We start from the raw sequence: 14,406 nt of genomic DNA on the forward strand, positions 1-14,406 counted from the left end.
GCGGGCAAGATGCTTTTATGGCGATGCATGAGGGGCGCGATACCTGAAAGATGTTGGGGAGTGCTTGATGATATTTGTTGTTTTGGACCTCTGGTGAAGGTTTGGTCTTTTCTCGTTATTGAAATGGGGGAGATGTTAAAACAGTTTCGCGTATCGAGATTGTACCAGTGAAGCCCCAAAATACTGAACCGGAGAAGCTTGATCCTTTGGTCACTGAGGTTTGAAGCTACGAGAAAATGTTGGGTTGGGCATATGATGTTTAAGGGATATTGTCTTTGAACGGGAATGCTAGATGTTTGTCTGAAAGCTTATGATTGAAATTGCGGTGAGGGGCTGAGTGCTTTAGGCGTGTGAGCTGTGAAGTTGTTGGGCTTTGGTGGGGGATGCATGAGGACGTGGACTGGAGGAGACTTCGGTGCATATGGTGTTTTTTGGGGGGCATGGTGTCTGGGGTGGTCTGTGTGAAGCGGGCAAGATGCTTTTATGGCGATGCATGAGGGGCGCGATACCTGAAAGATGTTGGGGAGTGCTTGATGATATTTGCTGTTTTGGACCTCTGGTGAAGGTTTGGTTTTTTCTCGTTATTGAAATGGGGGAGATGTTAAAAACAATTTTGCGTATTGAGATTGTGCCAGTGAATGCAAAAAATAGTGAACCGGAGAAGCATGATACCTCGATAACTGAGGCTTGTGATATTGAAAAATGTTAGGCTGAGGTGGGTGATGTGGGGTGATGTCTTGCAAGGGGGCTGCTTTGGTGATTGCCTATCTTGAGGGGCTTGAAGCGGAGGCTATCGTGCTTGTAGGCGCTCGTGATACTGGGAAGGGGCTTTGGTGAATGATGCCGTAAGGGCCCGTGTGCTTGGAGGGTTTGGTGCAGGGTATTTGTGTGGTGGATATGGAACAGTGTTTTGATGGTGAGGGGCATGAAACTTGAGAGAAGTGTTATGCTTGCGGGATGCATGTGTTTTGGGGGGGTATCTTGGGGGATAAAGTGTGAGGATTGGTGATGCTTGAGAGGCATGATCTTGGAGGATGTTGGGCTTTGGATATGTCTGAGAGCCATGTGCTGAGGCTATGATTTGGTTGGGGGGATACCTTGCTTGTGGTTGGGGGATGACAGGCGCGGTGTTTGAGGGGGGGTGTTGGGGAAATAGGGACCCTTGGGGAGATAATGATCTTTGGGGGGATAAGGACGTTGGGGCGCATAGGTGGGGTCAAGGGGACCTCATGCAAAAAAGTGAAATTTATTGAATATTAGGATGAAGAAAAGATAAAGCGCTGCTTTTGAGAAGGGCGTTTTTCGTTCAATTGCTCTTTTCGTTCAATTGCTCTGGGATATTAAACTTGGGATAAGCAAAAGGGTGCAGCGCAATTATTGCAAAAGTATGAAAATTTATAATGACAACGGTTCAGAAAATTTCTCAAAAAATTGAGCAGAAAACGGCTCAAGTAGCTCTTATTCCAAAGCTTATTCCTGTTTTTACTGGAAATGCCGATGTGCGAGCCGCTTGGGGAGGACGCGGTTCTGGAAAAACACGTTCTTTTGCTTTGATGTCGGCCGTGGTGGGATATCGCCATGGAATGGCTGGAGAACGCGGTATTATTCTTTGTGCACGGCAATTTCAAAATTCTCTTAATGAAAGTTCTTTGGAGGAAATTAAACGCGCTATCGAGTCTTATCCTTTTTTACAAGACTATTATGAAATCGGCGATAAATATATTAAGTCAAAAGATGGACGGATCGTCTATGTGTTTGCTGGGCTTGATCGCAATATCGCAAGTATTAAATCAATGGGACGCGTTTTCCTTTGTTGGGTCGATGAAGCCGAGCCCGTGACAGAAACTGCTTGGCAAACACTTATTCCAACTTTGCGCGAAGAAGGAAAAGATTGGAATGCAGAATTATGGGTGACATGGAACCCATGCCATGAAAATGCACCCGTGGAAAAACGTTTCCGAATTGTCGATAATCCTCATATCAAAGGGGTGGAAATCAATTGGCGTGATAATCCGCAATTTCCTGAAAAACTCAATCGTGATCGAATGGACGATTTGCAGCAAAGACCAGAGCAGTATAACCATATTTGGGAAGGCGAATATCTCCAAGCTGTGCAAGGCGCTTATTATCAGAAATGTCTGCTGGAAGCCGAAATGGAAGGGCGGATTACCACTGTTCCACGGGATCCTTTGATGCAGGTGAGAATCTTTTGGGATATCGGGGGAACAGGAGCAAAGGCCGATGCTACCGCATTGTGGGTGGCGCAATTTGTTGGACGTGAAATCCGAGTGCTCGATTATTATGAAGCCCAAGGTCAACCTCTCTCAGAGCATGTGGGCTGGGTCTTTCAAAGGGGATATGAAAAGGCTCTTATGGTCTTGCCTCATGATGGCGCAACAAAAGATCGTGTCTATAATGTGAGTTTTGAAAGTGCCCTTCAACAAGCCGGTTTTCAAACCAAAATAATTCCTAATCAAGGAACAGGCGCTGTGAAAATGCGTATCGAAGCCGTAAGGCGGTTGTTTCCTGCACTATGGTTTAATCGTGAAACAACATCTGCGGGGAGAAAAGCGCTTGCTTGGTATCATGAAAAGCGCGACGAACAGCGCAATATCGGACTAGGGGCTGAACATGATTGGGCTAGCCATGGGGCCGATGCCTTTGGACTGATGTGTGTGGCTTATGAACAACCAAATGCTAGAGTGCGAAAAAAAACTTATCGCTCTTCTCACCATTCTCAAACTTCATGGATGGCTTTTTAATGAATATGTCTATAAATTCTTCTTTTGATCAAATCGAAACGCTTGAAAATCAAGCTCTTTTTAAAAAACTCGTGGGTTGGTATCAGGATGATATCACTCATGTCGAAAAATGGCGAAAAAATGCCCAAGAAGATTACGATTTTTATAATGGACGGCAATGGAATGAGCAAGACCTTGCCGTCTTGCACGAACAAAACAGACCCGTGATGACTTTTAACCGTATTGCACCTTTAATTAATGCTGTGATCGGGGCTGAGCGCAATAATAAAAGACAAGTCCAATTTATTCCACGACAAGAAGGCGCAGCCTTTGCTAATCAGATTCTAACAGGAGCAGCCGAATGGTTTCGCGATGAAGCCGACGGCGAATACGAAGATTCCGATGCCTTTCAAGATGCAATTATTTGCGGCATGGGCTGGACAGATACACGCCTTGATTATGAACAAGATCCCCAAGGAAAACCAATCATTGCGCGGCTGGATCCTATGAAAATGGTGTGGGATGCAAGTGCTGTTAAGTCTAATCTCATTGATGCTCAACGCTTATGGTATATTGATGAAAAACCTCTTGCCGTAGCGCAGCAAATGTTTCCAAATGTTCATTGGAGCGATCTTCATGCTGATTGGGTGAAACATCAGAGCTTTTTACAGCCAACCAGCAATGGGATGACACAAAATTATCAGGTAGAGGGAGAAGAGGCAAGCTGTTATCAACGTCCTAAAATGGTGACATTGGCAGAATGTCGCTGGTTTGAACGCGAGGTGGTTTATAAAGTCCTTGAGCCTCAAAGTGGAAAATTTATCGATTATTCAGAGCAGGATTTCCAAAATTTAAGTAAAACCTTTCCTCATGTTCAAGCAACAAAGTTGACCAGAAAAATTGTCAAACGGGCATTTTTGGGCAGAAAGCTGCTCGAAGCGCCTGATAAGCCCTTGGTTCCACCCAATCAATTGGGATGGGAGTGTATTACCGGTACTTTTGATAAGTTAAGTCGGCAATTTTACGGAATTGTGCGCCCTACAAAAGATCCGCAACGGTGGGCAAACAAATATTTTAGTCAAGTAATGCATTTGCTCAATAGCCAATCAAAAGGCGGCATTATGGCAGAACGCGATGCTTTTGATGATGATCGACAAGCCGTCGAGAGTTGGGCTAGAGCCGATAGTATTACTTGGTTGAAAAGTGGGGCTGTCTCTGGCGGAAGAATCCAGCCTAAACCCGTGGCGCAATTTCCGCAAGGTTTTTTTCAATTGTTTAATGAAGCAAAGAGTGCTCTCGAACAGGTGACGGGATTGTCTTCTGAATTTATTGGGACGCGAGCTGTCAATCAGCCTGGCATTCTTGAACAACAACGGCGACAATCGTCACTTAATCTTTTGGCTTCCTTTTTTGATGGGTTGCGTCGATATCGGCAACGACAGGGAAAAATTATTCTCTATCTTATTCAAAATTATCTCTCCGATGGGCGGTTGGTGCGTATTGCCGGGGATGAAAATGCCCAATATGTTCCACTGACACGCGAAATGGTGACTAGTTTGGAATATGATATTGTCGTGGATGATGCGCCAACAAGTCTTAATGAAAAAGAGCGTACTTTTGCATTAATCATGCAATTGCTTCCTTTGATGCAAAATTTTGCAACGCCAGAGATTATGCTCGATCTTTTACGCTATTCGCCTTTACCCGCTTCACTCATTCATAAAATCGCGATAAAGGCGCAAAACGCTCTCCAAGAAGAGCAAAATGCCTCAGCGCAGATGGGGGGTAATGTGGGAACAGAGCAGATAATGCAGATGTTGCAGACAGTAAAGGCTCAACAATAGGACGCTTTGTCATGCGCGACTTTTGATAAATTCCATCTACCAGAAATTGCTTATCGATACAATTTCCATAGCGTAATGTCGTCTTCCTTTATCTTCGAAGAGCTGTTTTATGAGACTATCCCTGTTGGGGAAAAATAGGAGAACGAGGGAGTCTTGCCGTTATGTGGGGTGAACTTGGTGGGGCATGGTGGGCGCAAAATGGGCTTATCGATTTCTATAGTGCATGGGCTTCCTTTTCCCAAAAGAACTGTTTTATAGGGCTGGATTGTTGGGAAAAGCAGGGTGGAGAGGGAGTCTTTCCGTTATATGGGGTGAACTTGGTGGGGCCTGGTGGGCGCAAAATGGGCTTATCGATTTCCATAGTGCATGGGCTCCCTTTTCTCAAAAGAACTGTTTTATAGGGCTGGATTGTTGGGAAAAGCAAGGTGGAGAGGGGGAGTCTTTCCGTTATATGGGGTGGAGAGCTTTGGGGGAATGCTGGAGCTCAAATGATGGGAGAACATTGAGGGGATAAGTGCTTATGGGCTGTTTTATCTGAAAAATTTGATTTTATTGTTTAAAAAAAGAAAAGGCTAATGTCATGGATCAAGAACACTTAACGCCGGCAGAACAAAACCAATTGAAACAAGATTTTCTGGTCTCAACACAAGAGGGAGAAGATGGTGAAATTGCAAGAGAAGAAAAAACTCTTGAAGATAATTTCCAAGGGCAAGTGCATCAACAACAGTACTCTTCGCAAAAGGCTGGAAAAGAGGTTCAAGGGGGAGAAGATGTTCCACCAGATCCACAAAAAGACTTCATGGGCTATATGCAATGGTTGGGAAAAACACTCCAAAAACAAGGGCTTTTACATGAAAAACCCCAAGATAAACCGACTGTTTGTGAAGCAGAACAGTTGCACGCATTCTATCAACAGTCTGTTGCCAGTGTTAAACAAAAACATCATGATTTTGATCAAGCGGCCGATTTTATTTATGAAACGCGGGCTAAACAGTTGGCTGCTTGTGCTTCGCTCTATCCTGAGATGGCAGATCCCCAAAATATTGATGCGATAATTGGTGATGAGTTGAAGCAGATCTTGCGCGATTGTGCGCAAAAAAATCAAAACCCCGCTGAAGTGATTTACGCGATTGCACAAAAAATTGGCTACACAAATGTTCCCAATAACATGGATGAAAATTTACAGGAAAGACACAATTCTGCGCGTACTCTTGCTGCTTATAACGGTTTAACGCCAAATGGGCCAATTTCTTTGGATATGCTTGATAAAATGTCAGAAGCAGAGTTTAGCGCTTGGGTTGCTGATCCTAAAAATAAAGCTGCTTTTAATCGTTTAATGGGGGGAAGAGAATTTTAAAAACAAGAATGTGGCAGGTGTTTTTTGCGGGAACGTGGAGCGGCTTTTGGGGCGTGAAGGTGGCAGGCGTTTTTTGAGGGAACAGGGGCGGGGGAGTGGGGATTTCTCAAAGCACGGATGTGGTGAGGAGAGCTCTTATAAGGAGGAGGCAGACGCTAACAGAAATTAGATAAAACTCACGAACAACCTATTCACCATCTGAAATGAAATGTGGTGTTTTGAGCGCCCGGCGCTTTGCCGGGTTTTTTTTATGTCAAGAAAACTTTTAGAGGATAAAATGACCGTAACTTATATCGGACTTAATGACCCAATGGCAGTGCGCACATGGTCTAAATTACTAAACCAAGAAGTCTCAAAAGCAATTCCAATTGCACCGTTGATTGGAAATGATTCAAACAGTATCGTACAGTTAAAGGATGAAACCACGAAAGCAAGTGGGGATGCCATTAGCTTTAATTTGCGTGTGCAGTTGCTAGGCGATGGGGTGAGTGAAGGGCAGACATTGGAAGGCAATGAAGAAGCTTTACAGTTTCTCAATGATCGCTTGGCAATTAATGAACTCGTTCATGCTGTGCGTGTCAAAAATGAGGGAACAATTGATCAGCAACGAATTCTCCATGATTTGCGCACCGAGGCAAAAAATGGTTTGGTTGATTGGTATGCAGATCGTCTGAGTATGATGTTCTTCATTCAAGTGTGTGGTTATACCGCAAAAGCTATTAACTTTGAAGGACGCACGATTACCCTTAAACCTGTCCATTATGGGTTTAATGCGCCAACGGCACCAACCAATAAACGCGTGGTACGTCCTAACGATAAAGCAAAGGATGAGGACTTAAAAGAAGGCGATGTTTTTGATCTTAAGCTCATTGATAAAGCTGTCGAACGGGCTAAATTGGCAAATCCTAAAATTAGACCTGTGCGGATTGATGGCGAAAATGTCTATGTGCTGTATCTGCACCCAACCCAAGTGACGCAATTGCGAACCAATACAGATGCGGGGCAATGGCTCGACATTACTAAGGCAATCTATAGTGGAAGTCGTATCAAAAATCCGCTCTATGATGGGTCTTTGGGCATGTATAATGGTGTGGTTTTACGCGAAGCTGAACATATTACCGAAGGGGTTGAATCTGGGACGGCAAATAAAGCTGTGCCAAATGTGCGGCGGGCTGTTCTGCTTGGTGCGCAGAGTGCTGTGATTGCTTTTGGTAAAGATCGAGGAGCAACACGCTATAAATTGGTGGAAGAACTCTTCGACTATGAAAGAGAATTCGGGGTCGCGGCAAAAACCATTATTGGTATGAAAAAAACTTGCTTTACCTTGCCAGGAAGTACGCAAGGGGCTCAGGATTTTGGCACTATCGTCATCCCAACTTATGGAGCGCCCGCTTAAAGCGAATGTTTGCTCTCTTCCCCCAACAAGAGGGATCTGTTGGGGGAAAAATTTAAAATGCTTCCAGAAACAAGGACAGGCTTATGACCACTTTATCCACTGATCCCCAAAATCTAAACCTTACACATTCAGACCATTCTAAAACTTTTGCTTATATGGTCGCGCTTATTCAAGATGAAATTGACGATACAACAGCGGAATATTCCCTGCAAATTCAAGATTCAATTTTTACGGCTTTGCGTTTGTGTGAACGCGAACCCTTTTTCTTTAATGAAAAAAGAGAAAGGACGTTTAAAACACAAAGTGGTAAAACATGGTATGGGCAAGAAGAGGGGGTTTTTATTGAATCAGAAAAGAGTTTGGAGAGCGTCTTTTTAGTAACAAAGGAGGCAACACCAACAAAATTGTTCTTTAAGCCCTTGGAAGTGTTGCATCAACAATATGGCATGCATCCTGCGTTGGGAACGCCATTCTTTTATACCTACCTTGATCAAAAAATAGGTCTCTTTCCAACACCAGAACATGTGGAAACTGTAAAGCTTTCTTATTCTCCTGTTCATTTTGCCGATGAACAGCTGAAAGAGGATGATAATCCTTGGTTGCTTTATGCTTTTGATCTTATTAAAGCACGGGCAAAATATGAACTTTATAAAAATATTCTTAAAGATCCTGAATATGCCGCCGTTTCTTTCAGAGATTTTCAAGAACAGCTTCAAGCTTTGCGTATTGAAACATCGCGTCGAAAAGGTTCTTCAAAAATTCGTCCAATGGGTTTTTAAAAGGCTTTTTTCGAAATCGTTTATGGCGGGTGTTGAAGGTTGGTTTGTCCCTTATGGTTGGATGCGCGTTGGGTGTTGATGGTGAAGCGCTGGTGGATGGCGTTGGGCTCCACCATTCTTTATGGTCACATTTTGCTCGATAAATGAGACAGCCTGAGGTTGTGTATTATGGTACTTTATGTCCTTAGAGTTTTGTTCTAAGGGCTTTTATGGTTAGTTTTATCAATAAGCCTTGGTGTTTTGAATGGCACTGGGCTTTTCAAAGGTTTTATGGGGTGTTTAATGGTTTTTTCCCCGTCATTGTGGGTGATTGCGGGCAGTTGATTTTGGTTTGGCGCTGGTGGATGGCGTTGGGGTGGCCATTATTTATGGTATCGTTTTTTTGATGCGTTAAACAACCTAAGGTTGTTTATTTTCTTAAATTTTATGCCTTTAGAGTTTTGTTCTAAGGGCTTTTATAGTTTTTATCAATAAGCCTTGGTGTCTTGAATGGCACTGGGCTCTTCAGAGATTTTATGGGGGTCTTGATGGCTTTTTTCCCAATCGCTGATTATCGACCCGATGTGGCAGATATCAATGGAATTTTTACCGATGAACTTGTTAATGTGCTTCCAGCTGATGGCTCCTATATCCCTATGCCAAGTTTTGAACCTTTATCAGAGCCTTGTCCGGAGCCAATTTTAGGTGCTCTTGCGGTTAAAACAAAAAATGGGGTTTCTATTATTGCTGGGACAAGAGAAAAAATCTACTTGCTTGATAATACAACAATGAAGTGGAGGGATATTAGCCAAAAAGGAAAATCTTATCTTGCTAATATCGATGCTCCGTGGTCTTTTGCTTTGTTTGGTGATTTGATCATTGCTGTTAATGCCAATGATAGACCACAAGTGATCGATATTAACCATGATAAAACATTTAGAAATTTAGGAGGTAATCCGCCACAAGCGGGGATTGTTCGTGTCTGGGGAGATTTCGTTTGTTTGATGAAATTAACCGAAAATCCAAGACGGGTTCATTGGTCTGGATTGAATGATGCAGAATTTTGGACCGTGGGGAAAAAAAGTTGTGATTATCAAGATTTTCCTGATGGCGGATTCGTCCAAGGGGCAACCGAGACAACAAATCCAATTATCTTTATGCGTTCTGCAATCTATGCCGGTTCTTTTATCCCTGGATCAAAGATTATTTTTAGTTTCCAAAAAATCCACGATAAACGAGGCGCTAAAAATGCTGAATCAATCGTTTGTCGGGGCGATTTAGCATTCTTTGCCGATGAGGGCGGTTTTTATCAAATAACAAATGAGGGACAGATTATCCCTATTGGGTTCGAAAAAGTGGATCGAACGATGACCGCAAAATCAAGGAAGGATAATCTGTACACCCTGTCTGCTGCTATCGATGGAGTGTATAATCGTGTTTATTGGATGGTTGATTCTGATGAGAATCTTCATAAACGTATCTTGCTTATTTATGATTGGGGATTGCAAAAATGGACAAAAGCTCTCGTGGATATCAAAATGATATTGCCTATTTTCTTAGCCGGAACAACCCTAGAAGGTCTTGATTTTGTGACTAAGAATATTGACGATTTGTCCTTTTCTCTTGATAGTAAAGTGTGGAGAAATGAATCACCTATGCTGGGGGCATTTGATCAACAGGGCAGACTGGGGTCGTTTTCTGGGTGTCCTATGGCTTGTGTCGTGACATCACAAGAAATGGGACAGACAAATGGCATGATAACACGCGTGAAAAATATTATGCCTCAAGTCAATAGTGGAAAGTTTTATTTGTCTGTGGGAATGCGCTTTCGACAATCTCTTGAAGAGGAAACTGTTTGGTTGCCAGAAAAACAGCCCTCTTATAATACTGGACAAATTCATTGTCGCGCAAGGGCACGGTTTTATCGCTTTAAATTGCGTATTCCTGAAGGGGTGAATTGGACTCATGTCACCGGATTTGATGTGGAATTGACGTCTGCCGGCATGCGATAGGCATGCCCTTTTATAATACCATGCGGTAGGCTCAAAGCCTCTATTATTAAAGAACAAATGCCCCATAGGCTCTCCTTAAGCCTTTATAAACAAAGGCACAATGCGATAAGCTGTGTCTTTATAGTATGAAGAGCAATGTGGTGCGTTATGTTTCATGCTTTTCTGCGATAAAGGAAAAATAGGCTGCACCATGGTTTATTTTTATAAAGAAGAAAGTTCCCTCTTTGTTGTGACAAAGGAATGTTGGGGCTTTTTTTCTTTTGTTGTGCGGGGGGCATGGAATGCGTGAAATGCGTAGGGGGATGTTATTTGAGGGGAGATGAGTGACAAAGCTAAAATTATGATGCTTGAGAGTCAAGATTTATATTCTGCTCATCTGACAGAGCAGTGGCCATGGGAAAAAATAGCTCCCTATCAAGAGGCACTCAATGCTGCATTGAAAAAATATGCGCAGCGCTTTCCGGATGATGTTTGTCTGGAAAAAATCGCTGAAGAAATCGCTACAGGACAAGCACAATTGTGGCTGGTCTTAAAAAATAAAATCCAATTTAGTGCTTTTGCAATTACCAAAGTTGAAATAACCCATACGGGAAAAAAATGCGTCGTTCTCTCAGATCTTGCTGGAGAGGGAGGGCTGAAATTGGTCAAGTTGATTGATGAAGTCGAAAAATGGGCGCGAACAATCAATGCGGACGAAATGCACATGTTTGGAAGAACTGGATGGGCGAAAAAGCTCGCTCATCACGGATATTCTCGTAATCTTATTCAATATAGAAAGGTTCTGGGTTCATGAGTAGAAAAAAAACACCTCAAGTACAGACAACAACACAAACAAATGCACCACCCGCTTGGGCCGCTGATATTCTTAAACAAGCCAGTGCTAACGCGCTTGGACTTTATAATAAAGGAATTGGCGGAAACGTTTATCAGGGAGAGAGAGTTGCCGGTCTTAGCGATATGACAAAAAATGCGCTAACTGGTTTACAACAAGCAGCTGGGCTCTATAATAATCCAACGGTAACGCAATGGTTGAATGCACCAACCAACAGCGCTACAAATCTTTCCGGTATGGCTAAGGGAAGCTGGATTGGAAGCAATAGTAAATTTAATACTGCATTGCAAAATGCTCTGAATAAAACTTCTGATGCGATTAATCAATCTATGTCTGGGGCAGGACGTTATGGTTCTGGCGCCCATACCGGTGTGCTGGCCGATGAGTTAGGCGCTTTGGCAACAAATGCTGCGGTACAGCAATATAATCAAGATATTAATAATATGATGAACGCGAACCAGATGATTGATCGCTCTCAGCAGGATCAGGTTAATGCAGCAAATAGCTATTATCAAGGACAGAGTAATGCGCAAAGCAATGCTTTGAAAGGAGGAATGATTCAAGATATGAATCGTCAAAATGTCTTAGATGCGGAGCGCCAAAAATGGTCAGAAAAAGATAATCAAGATTGGAACCGCTTAGAACGCTTGTTACAGGTAGGAACACAGGCCGCTGGAAATTACGGAACAACTTCAGGAAAATCTACAACAATACCTTCTGTGACAAAAGATCCGTTGCGTGATGCGCAGCAAGTGCTTGGATTGGTCGGAGGAATTTTAGGGCTTTGTGACGTGAGAGCAAAAGAAAATATTATCCCTGTGGGGCAGAAAAATGGATATCCACTTTATACCTTTAATTATAAAGGAAATCCACAACGTTATCAGGGCGTTATGGCGCAAGATGTGTTGCGTGTGAAGCCTGAAGCTGTTTATGTCAATGCAAAAACAAAGTTATTGCATGTTGATTATGACAAAATAGGTTTGAAAATGGAAAAAGTGAAAATGGAAAAAATACCGGCATCTAAAAATAAAGTTGCGGCTTTCTTTTCTTCATTTTTTGCTCGTTTTCCCTTTTTGAAAAAAGAGTATCTTCTATGAGTTCAATTTATGATTGGTCAATTGTTGCATCAGAAAATGCTTATGCCGATGAAAGTATAAACTGGGCAGAAGGGCAACCGCCAAGCACAGTCAATGATAGTGCTCGCGCTATGATGCAACGCATCAAAGAATATTTGTTGGATAATGGGGGCGGGATTGAAACACAGTTTACTGTCGATGTGGAAAACGAGAGAACGTCACTTCGTTTGGCAACAAAGTCTTTTTTTGAGACTTATATGGATGGCATTGTTGTGCGCTTTAAAGCACAAGGCGTCAATAGAGGAATAACAAATATTTCTTTGAATCAATTACTTCCACGACCAACTTATATGGCAACGCCAGAGGGTATCATGCCTTTAAAGGGCGGAGAAATTCAAAAGGGGGGGCTTTATGAAGTCGTCTATACGCGTGATATTGCCGGAAAAAATGCTGATGGCTGGTTTTTAACCAATCCTACTATAAAACTTCCTGAAATCCCTCCCTTTCCTCCTTTGCCTGAAACTTTTTCTTCTGGATTTATTGGGACTTTTGCTACAGAAAAAATACCCTCTGGATGGTTACTGTGTGATGGTAAAGAATATTCGCGAAGGAACTATGCCAATCTTTTTGCTGTTTTGGGAGAAACATGGGGAAAAGGAGATGGGAGAACAACATTCAATGTTCCCGATTTGCGTGGAATGTTTTTACGGGGGCTCGATAGTGGAAAAGAAATTGATAAAGGACGTCGCTTGGGAAGTCGACAAGAAGAGTCTTTTAAATCTCATACCCATGAAGGAAAAACAGATTCAACAGGTAACCACCAGCATAGTTATCCAATGATTGACGAGGTAGTTTGGGATATGAATCACGGTGAATATTATAGGCATCTGGCTCAAGTCTACAATAAAGATCGGTTAACGAAGGCTGCGGGAGAGCATGAACATAAGGTCTTGTTGCAAAAAACAGGGGGAGATGAAACACGCCCCGTCAATATGGCGGTGGTTTATGCTGTCAAAGCCTGAGAATGAAAGCTGTATGACAGAAGGATAAAAATGCTTGCAAAATGTCTGTTATGAGAAAAAAATCTTATTGAATATAAAGTCTTATAGAATATATTGTGCAGAAAGTTTTGAGGCGCTTTAGAAAAAAACTCAACTCTCTTTATTTTTTTATTTTTTGTGCTGCCTTTGTTGGATGTCTAAAGGTAAGTTTGCCTATTGTGCTTTAGAGGATCAAGACAGTGATTATTGAAGGTAGGGGGAGAACAAAAAAATTTTCTTTATTCATGGCGTTTTTTGCTGAAGAATCAATATTTTATCCAAAATACCTCTTTCTTGTGGTGTCGTGATCCATTATTTCAAGTGCTGGGTTTAAACCGCTGCTGTGCGATGACAAAAAGCCCCTAGATAATTTTATCCTATTATAGCGTAAAATACCGTCATTAAAACACTATTATTGAAGCTGGTGATATCAGTAAGATAGCTTAAAGTATTTAATACATTAGCAACTGTTCTGGGGAGGATTTGCTTGGTTAAGTATTATGCAAGTGAATCATATAAATAATGAGCAGATATGGAGCCCCTTCAGAGGAGTTGGATTGTTTACAAACCGATGTGGGGCTAAAACCTTTGTCCTTTGAGGGTGGTGGGAAGAGGTCAACGGATATGTTTATTTAAAGCGAGAAAAGGCAAAATGGAGCACTCCCTTTTTTGGCAAAGCGTGTAGCAAAAAAGCGCTCTTTGCTTTCAAAATGGGTGCACTGTTGGCTAGAAGCAGCAGGTTGGTGATGCGTTGTAACGTATGGTGAGGCATTGAACTCTCTGAGATGGCATTTTGTGCTTATCAGGAAACTTCTTGAAACAGGATGAGAGTGATACGAGAAAATCTGTAAGACAATAGTTTGTTCCGTTGTGTTGTAAAATACCATTGTTTGAGATGTGGTTAAAATTTTATGCATAGGGTGTTTTTCGTCTGTGAGTATTCCTAAAGCAGTGTTTTTTTGTAGAGTAACTCTAAATAGGGATACATTACAAAGAGGCATTTGAAGGGGGAAGCCAAGTTAAATCTGTTAGATACGAAGCCAGATTGTTGACAAACCATTGTTTATTGATTGGCATTATTTAAAGACCGGTGTGGGCTTTGTCCTTTTGGGAAAGGTTGATACAGCATGCAAGGTGGTCAAACATTTTTCTTTGGTTATCAGGTGATAAAGTCAACATTTTAGGTGGAAAACAGAGTATAATCTAAAAAAATACCTTGTAAAAATTTTCGATGAGGAAATTTTTTTCAAAAGCCTTTTACATGGTTGTCTGAGGTTGTCTGAGGTTGTCTGAGGTTGTCTGAGGTTGTCTGAGGTTGTCTGAGGTTGTCTGAGGTTGTCTGAGGTTGTC

Annotated in this window: 12 protein-coding genes; all 12 read left to right on the plus strand. The window is 42.2% G+C overall.

What is annotated here, in order from left to right; genetic code table 11:
• Window positions 1-421 precede the first annotated feature (421 nt).
• The 12 genes from ACFIMQ_RS05840 (at window position 422) to ACFIMQ_RS05895 (ending at window position 13,038) form a co-directional block, all read left to right on the plus strand.
• Window positions 422-709: a hypothetical protein gene (locus ACFIMQ_RS05840; RefSeq protein ID WP_375703582.1), complete on the plus strand. Its 288-nt coding sequence runs from the start codon at window positions 422-424 to the stop codon at window positions 707-709.
• Window positions 710-1,400: 691 nt separating this feature from the next.
• A complete protein-coding gene (locus ACFIMQ_RS05845; RefSeq protein WP_375703583.1) occupies window positions 1,401-2,762 on the plus strand; it encodes a PBSX family phage terminase large subunit in 1,362 nt (453 codons plus the stop codon).
• Window positions 2,762-4,585, plus strand: coding sequence for a portal protein (locus ACFIMQ_RS05850; RefSeq protein WP_375703584.1), 1,824 nt, complete (start codon window positions 2,762-2,764; stop codon window positions 4,583-4,585). Before ACFIMQ_RS05845 ends, ACFIMQ_RS05850 begins: the two co-directional genes overlap by 1 nt.
• Before the next feature lie 161 nt (window positions 4,586-4,746).
• Window positions 4,747-4,986 (plus strand): hypothetical protein, encoded by a 240-nt coding sequence (locus ACFIMQ_RS05855; RefSeq protein ID WP_375703585.1) that lies wholly within the window; start codon window positions 4,747-4,749, stop codon window positions 4,984-4,986.
• Window positions 4,987-5,165: 179 nt separating this feature from the next.
• On the plus strand, window positions 5,166-5,942 hold the full coding sequence (locus tag ACFIMQ_RS05860) for a hypothetical protein (protein WP_375615959.1): 777 nt from the start codon (window positions 5,166-5,168) through the stop codon (window positions 5,940-5,942).
• Window positions 5,943-6,219: 277 nt separating this feature from the next.
• Window positions 6,220-7,338, plus strand: coding sequence for a N4-gp56 family major capsid protein (locus ACFIMQ_RS05865; protein ID WP_375702018.1), 1,119 nt, complete (start codon window positions 6,220-6,222; stop codon window positions 7,336-7,338).
• A gap of 83 nt (window positions 7,339-7,421) precedes the next feature.
• Window positions 7,422-8,117 (plus strand): hypothetical protein, encoded by a 696-nt coding sequence (locus ACFIMQ_RS05870; protein WP_375615960.1) that lies wholly within the window; start codon window positions 7,422-7,424, stop codon window positions 8,115-8,117.
• A gap of 209 nt (window positions 8,118-8,326) precedes the next feature.
• Window positions 8,327-8,503, plus strand: coding sequence for a hypothetical protein (locus ACFIMQ_RS05875; RefSeq protein ID WP_375703586.1), 177 nt, complete (start codon window positions 8,327-8,329; stop codon window positions 8,501-8,503).
• Window positions 8,504-8,644: 141 nt separating this feature from the next.
• Window positions 8,645-10,108, plus strand: a complete 1,464-nt coding sequence (locus tag ACFIMQ_RS05880) for a hypothetical protein (protein ID WP_375615962.1) — start codon at window positions 8,645-8,647, stop codon at window positions 10,106-10,108.
• Window positions 10,109-10,427: 319 nt separating this feature from the next.
• Window positions 10,428-10,901 (plus strand): hypothetical protein, encoded by a 474-nt coding sequence (locus tag ACFIMQ_RS05885; protein WP_375615963.1) that lies wholly within the window; start codon window positions 10,428-10,430, stop codon window positions 10,899-10,901.
• Complete coding sequence (locus ACFIMQ_RS05890) at window positions 10,898-12,037, plus strand: tail fiber domain-containing protein (RefSeq protein ID WP_375615964.1); 1,140 nt, start codon at window positions 10,898-10,900, stop codon at window positions 12,035-12,037. Before ACFIMQ_RS05885 ends, ACFIMQ_RS05890 begins: the two co-directional genes overlap by 4 nt.
• Complete coding sequence (locus ACFIMQ_RS05895; RefSeq protein WP_375615965.1) at window positions 12,034-13,038, plus strand: phage tail protein; 1,005 nt, start codon at window positions 12,034-12,036, stop codon at window positions 13,036-13,038. The genes ACFIMQ_RS05890 and ACFIMQ_RS05895 overlap by 4 nt, the downstream gene beginning before the upstream one ends.
• Window positions 13,039-14,406: the final 1,368 nt, after the last annotated feature.

Source organism: Bartonella sp. AD13SXNS (assembly GCF_042196465.1).
In the GTDB taxonomy this organism is placed as follows: Bacteria; Pseudomonadota; Alphaproteobacteria; order Rhizobiales; family Rhizobiaceae; genus Bartonella.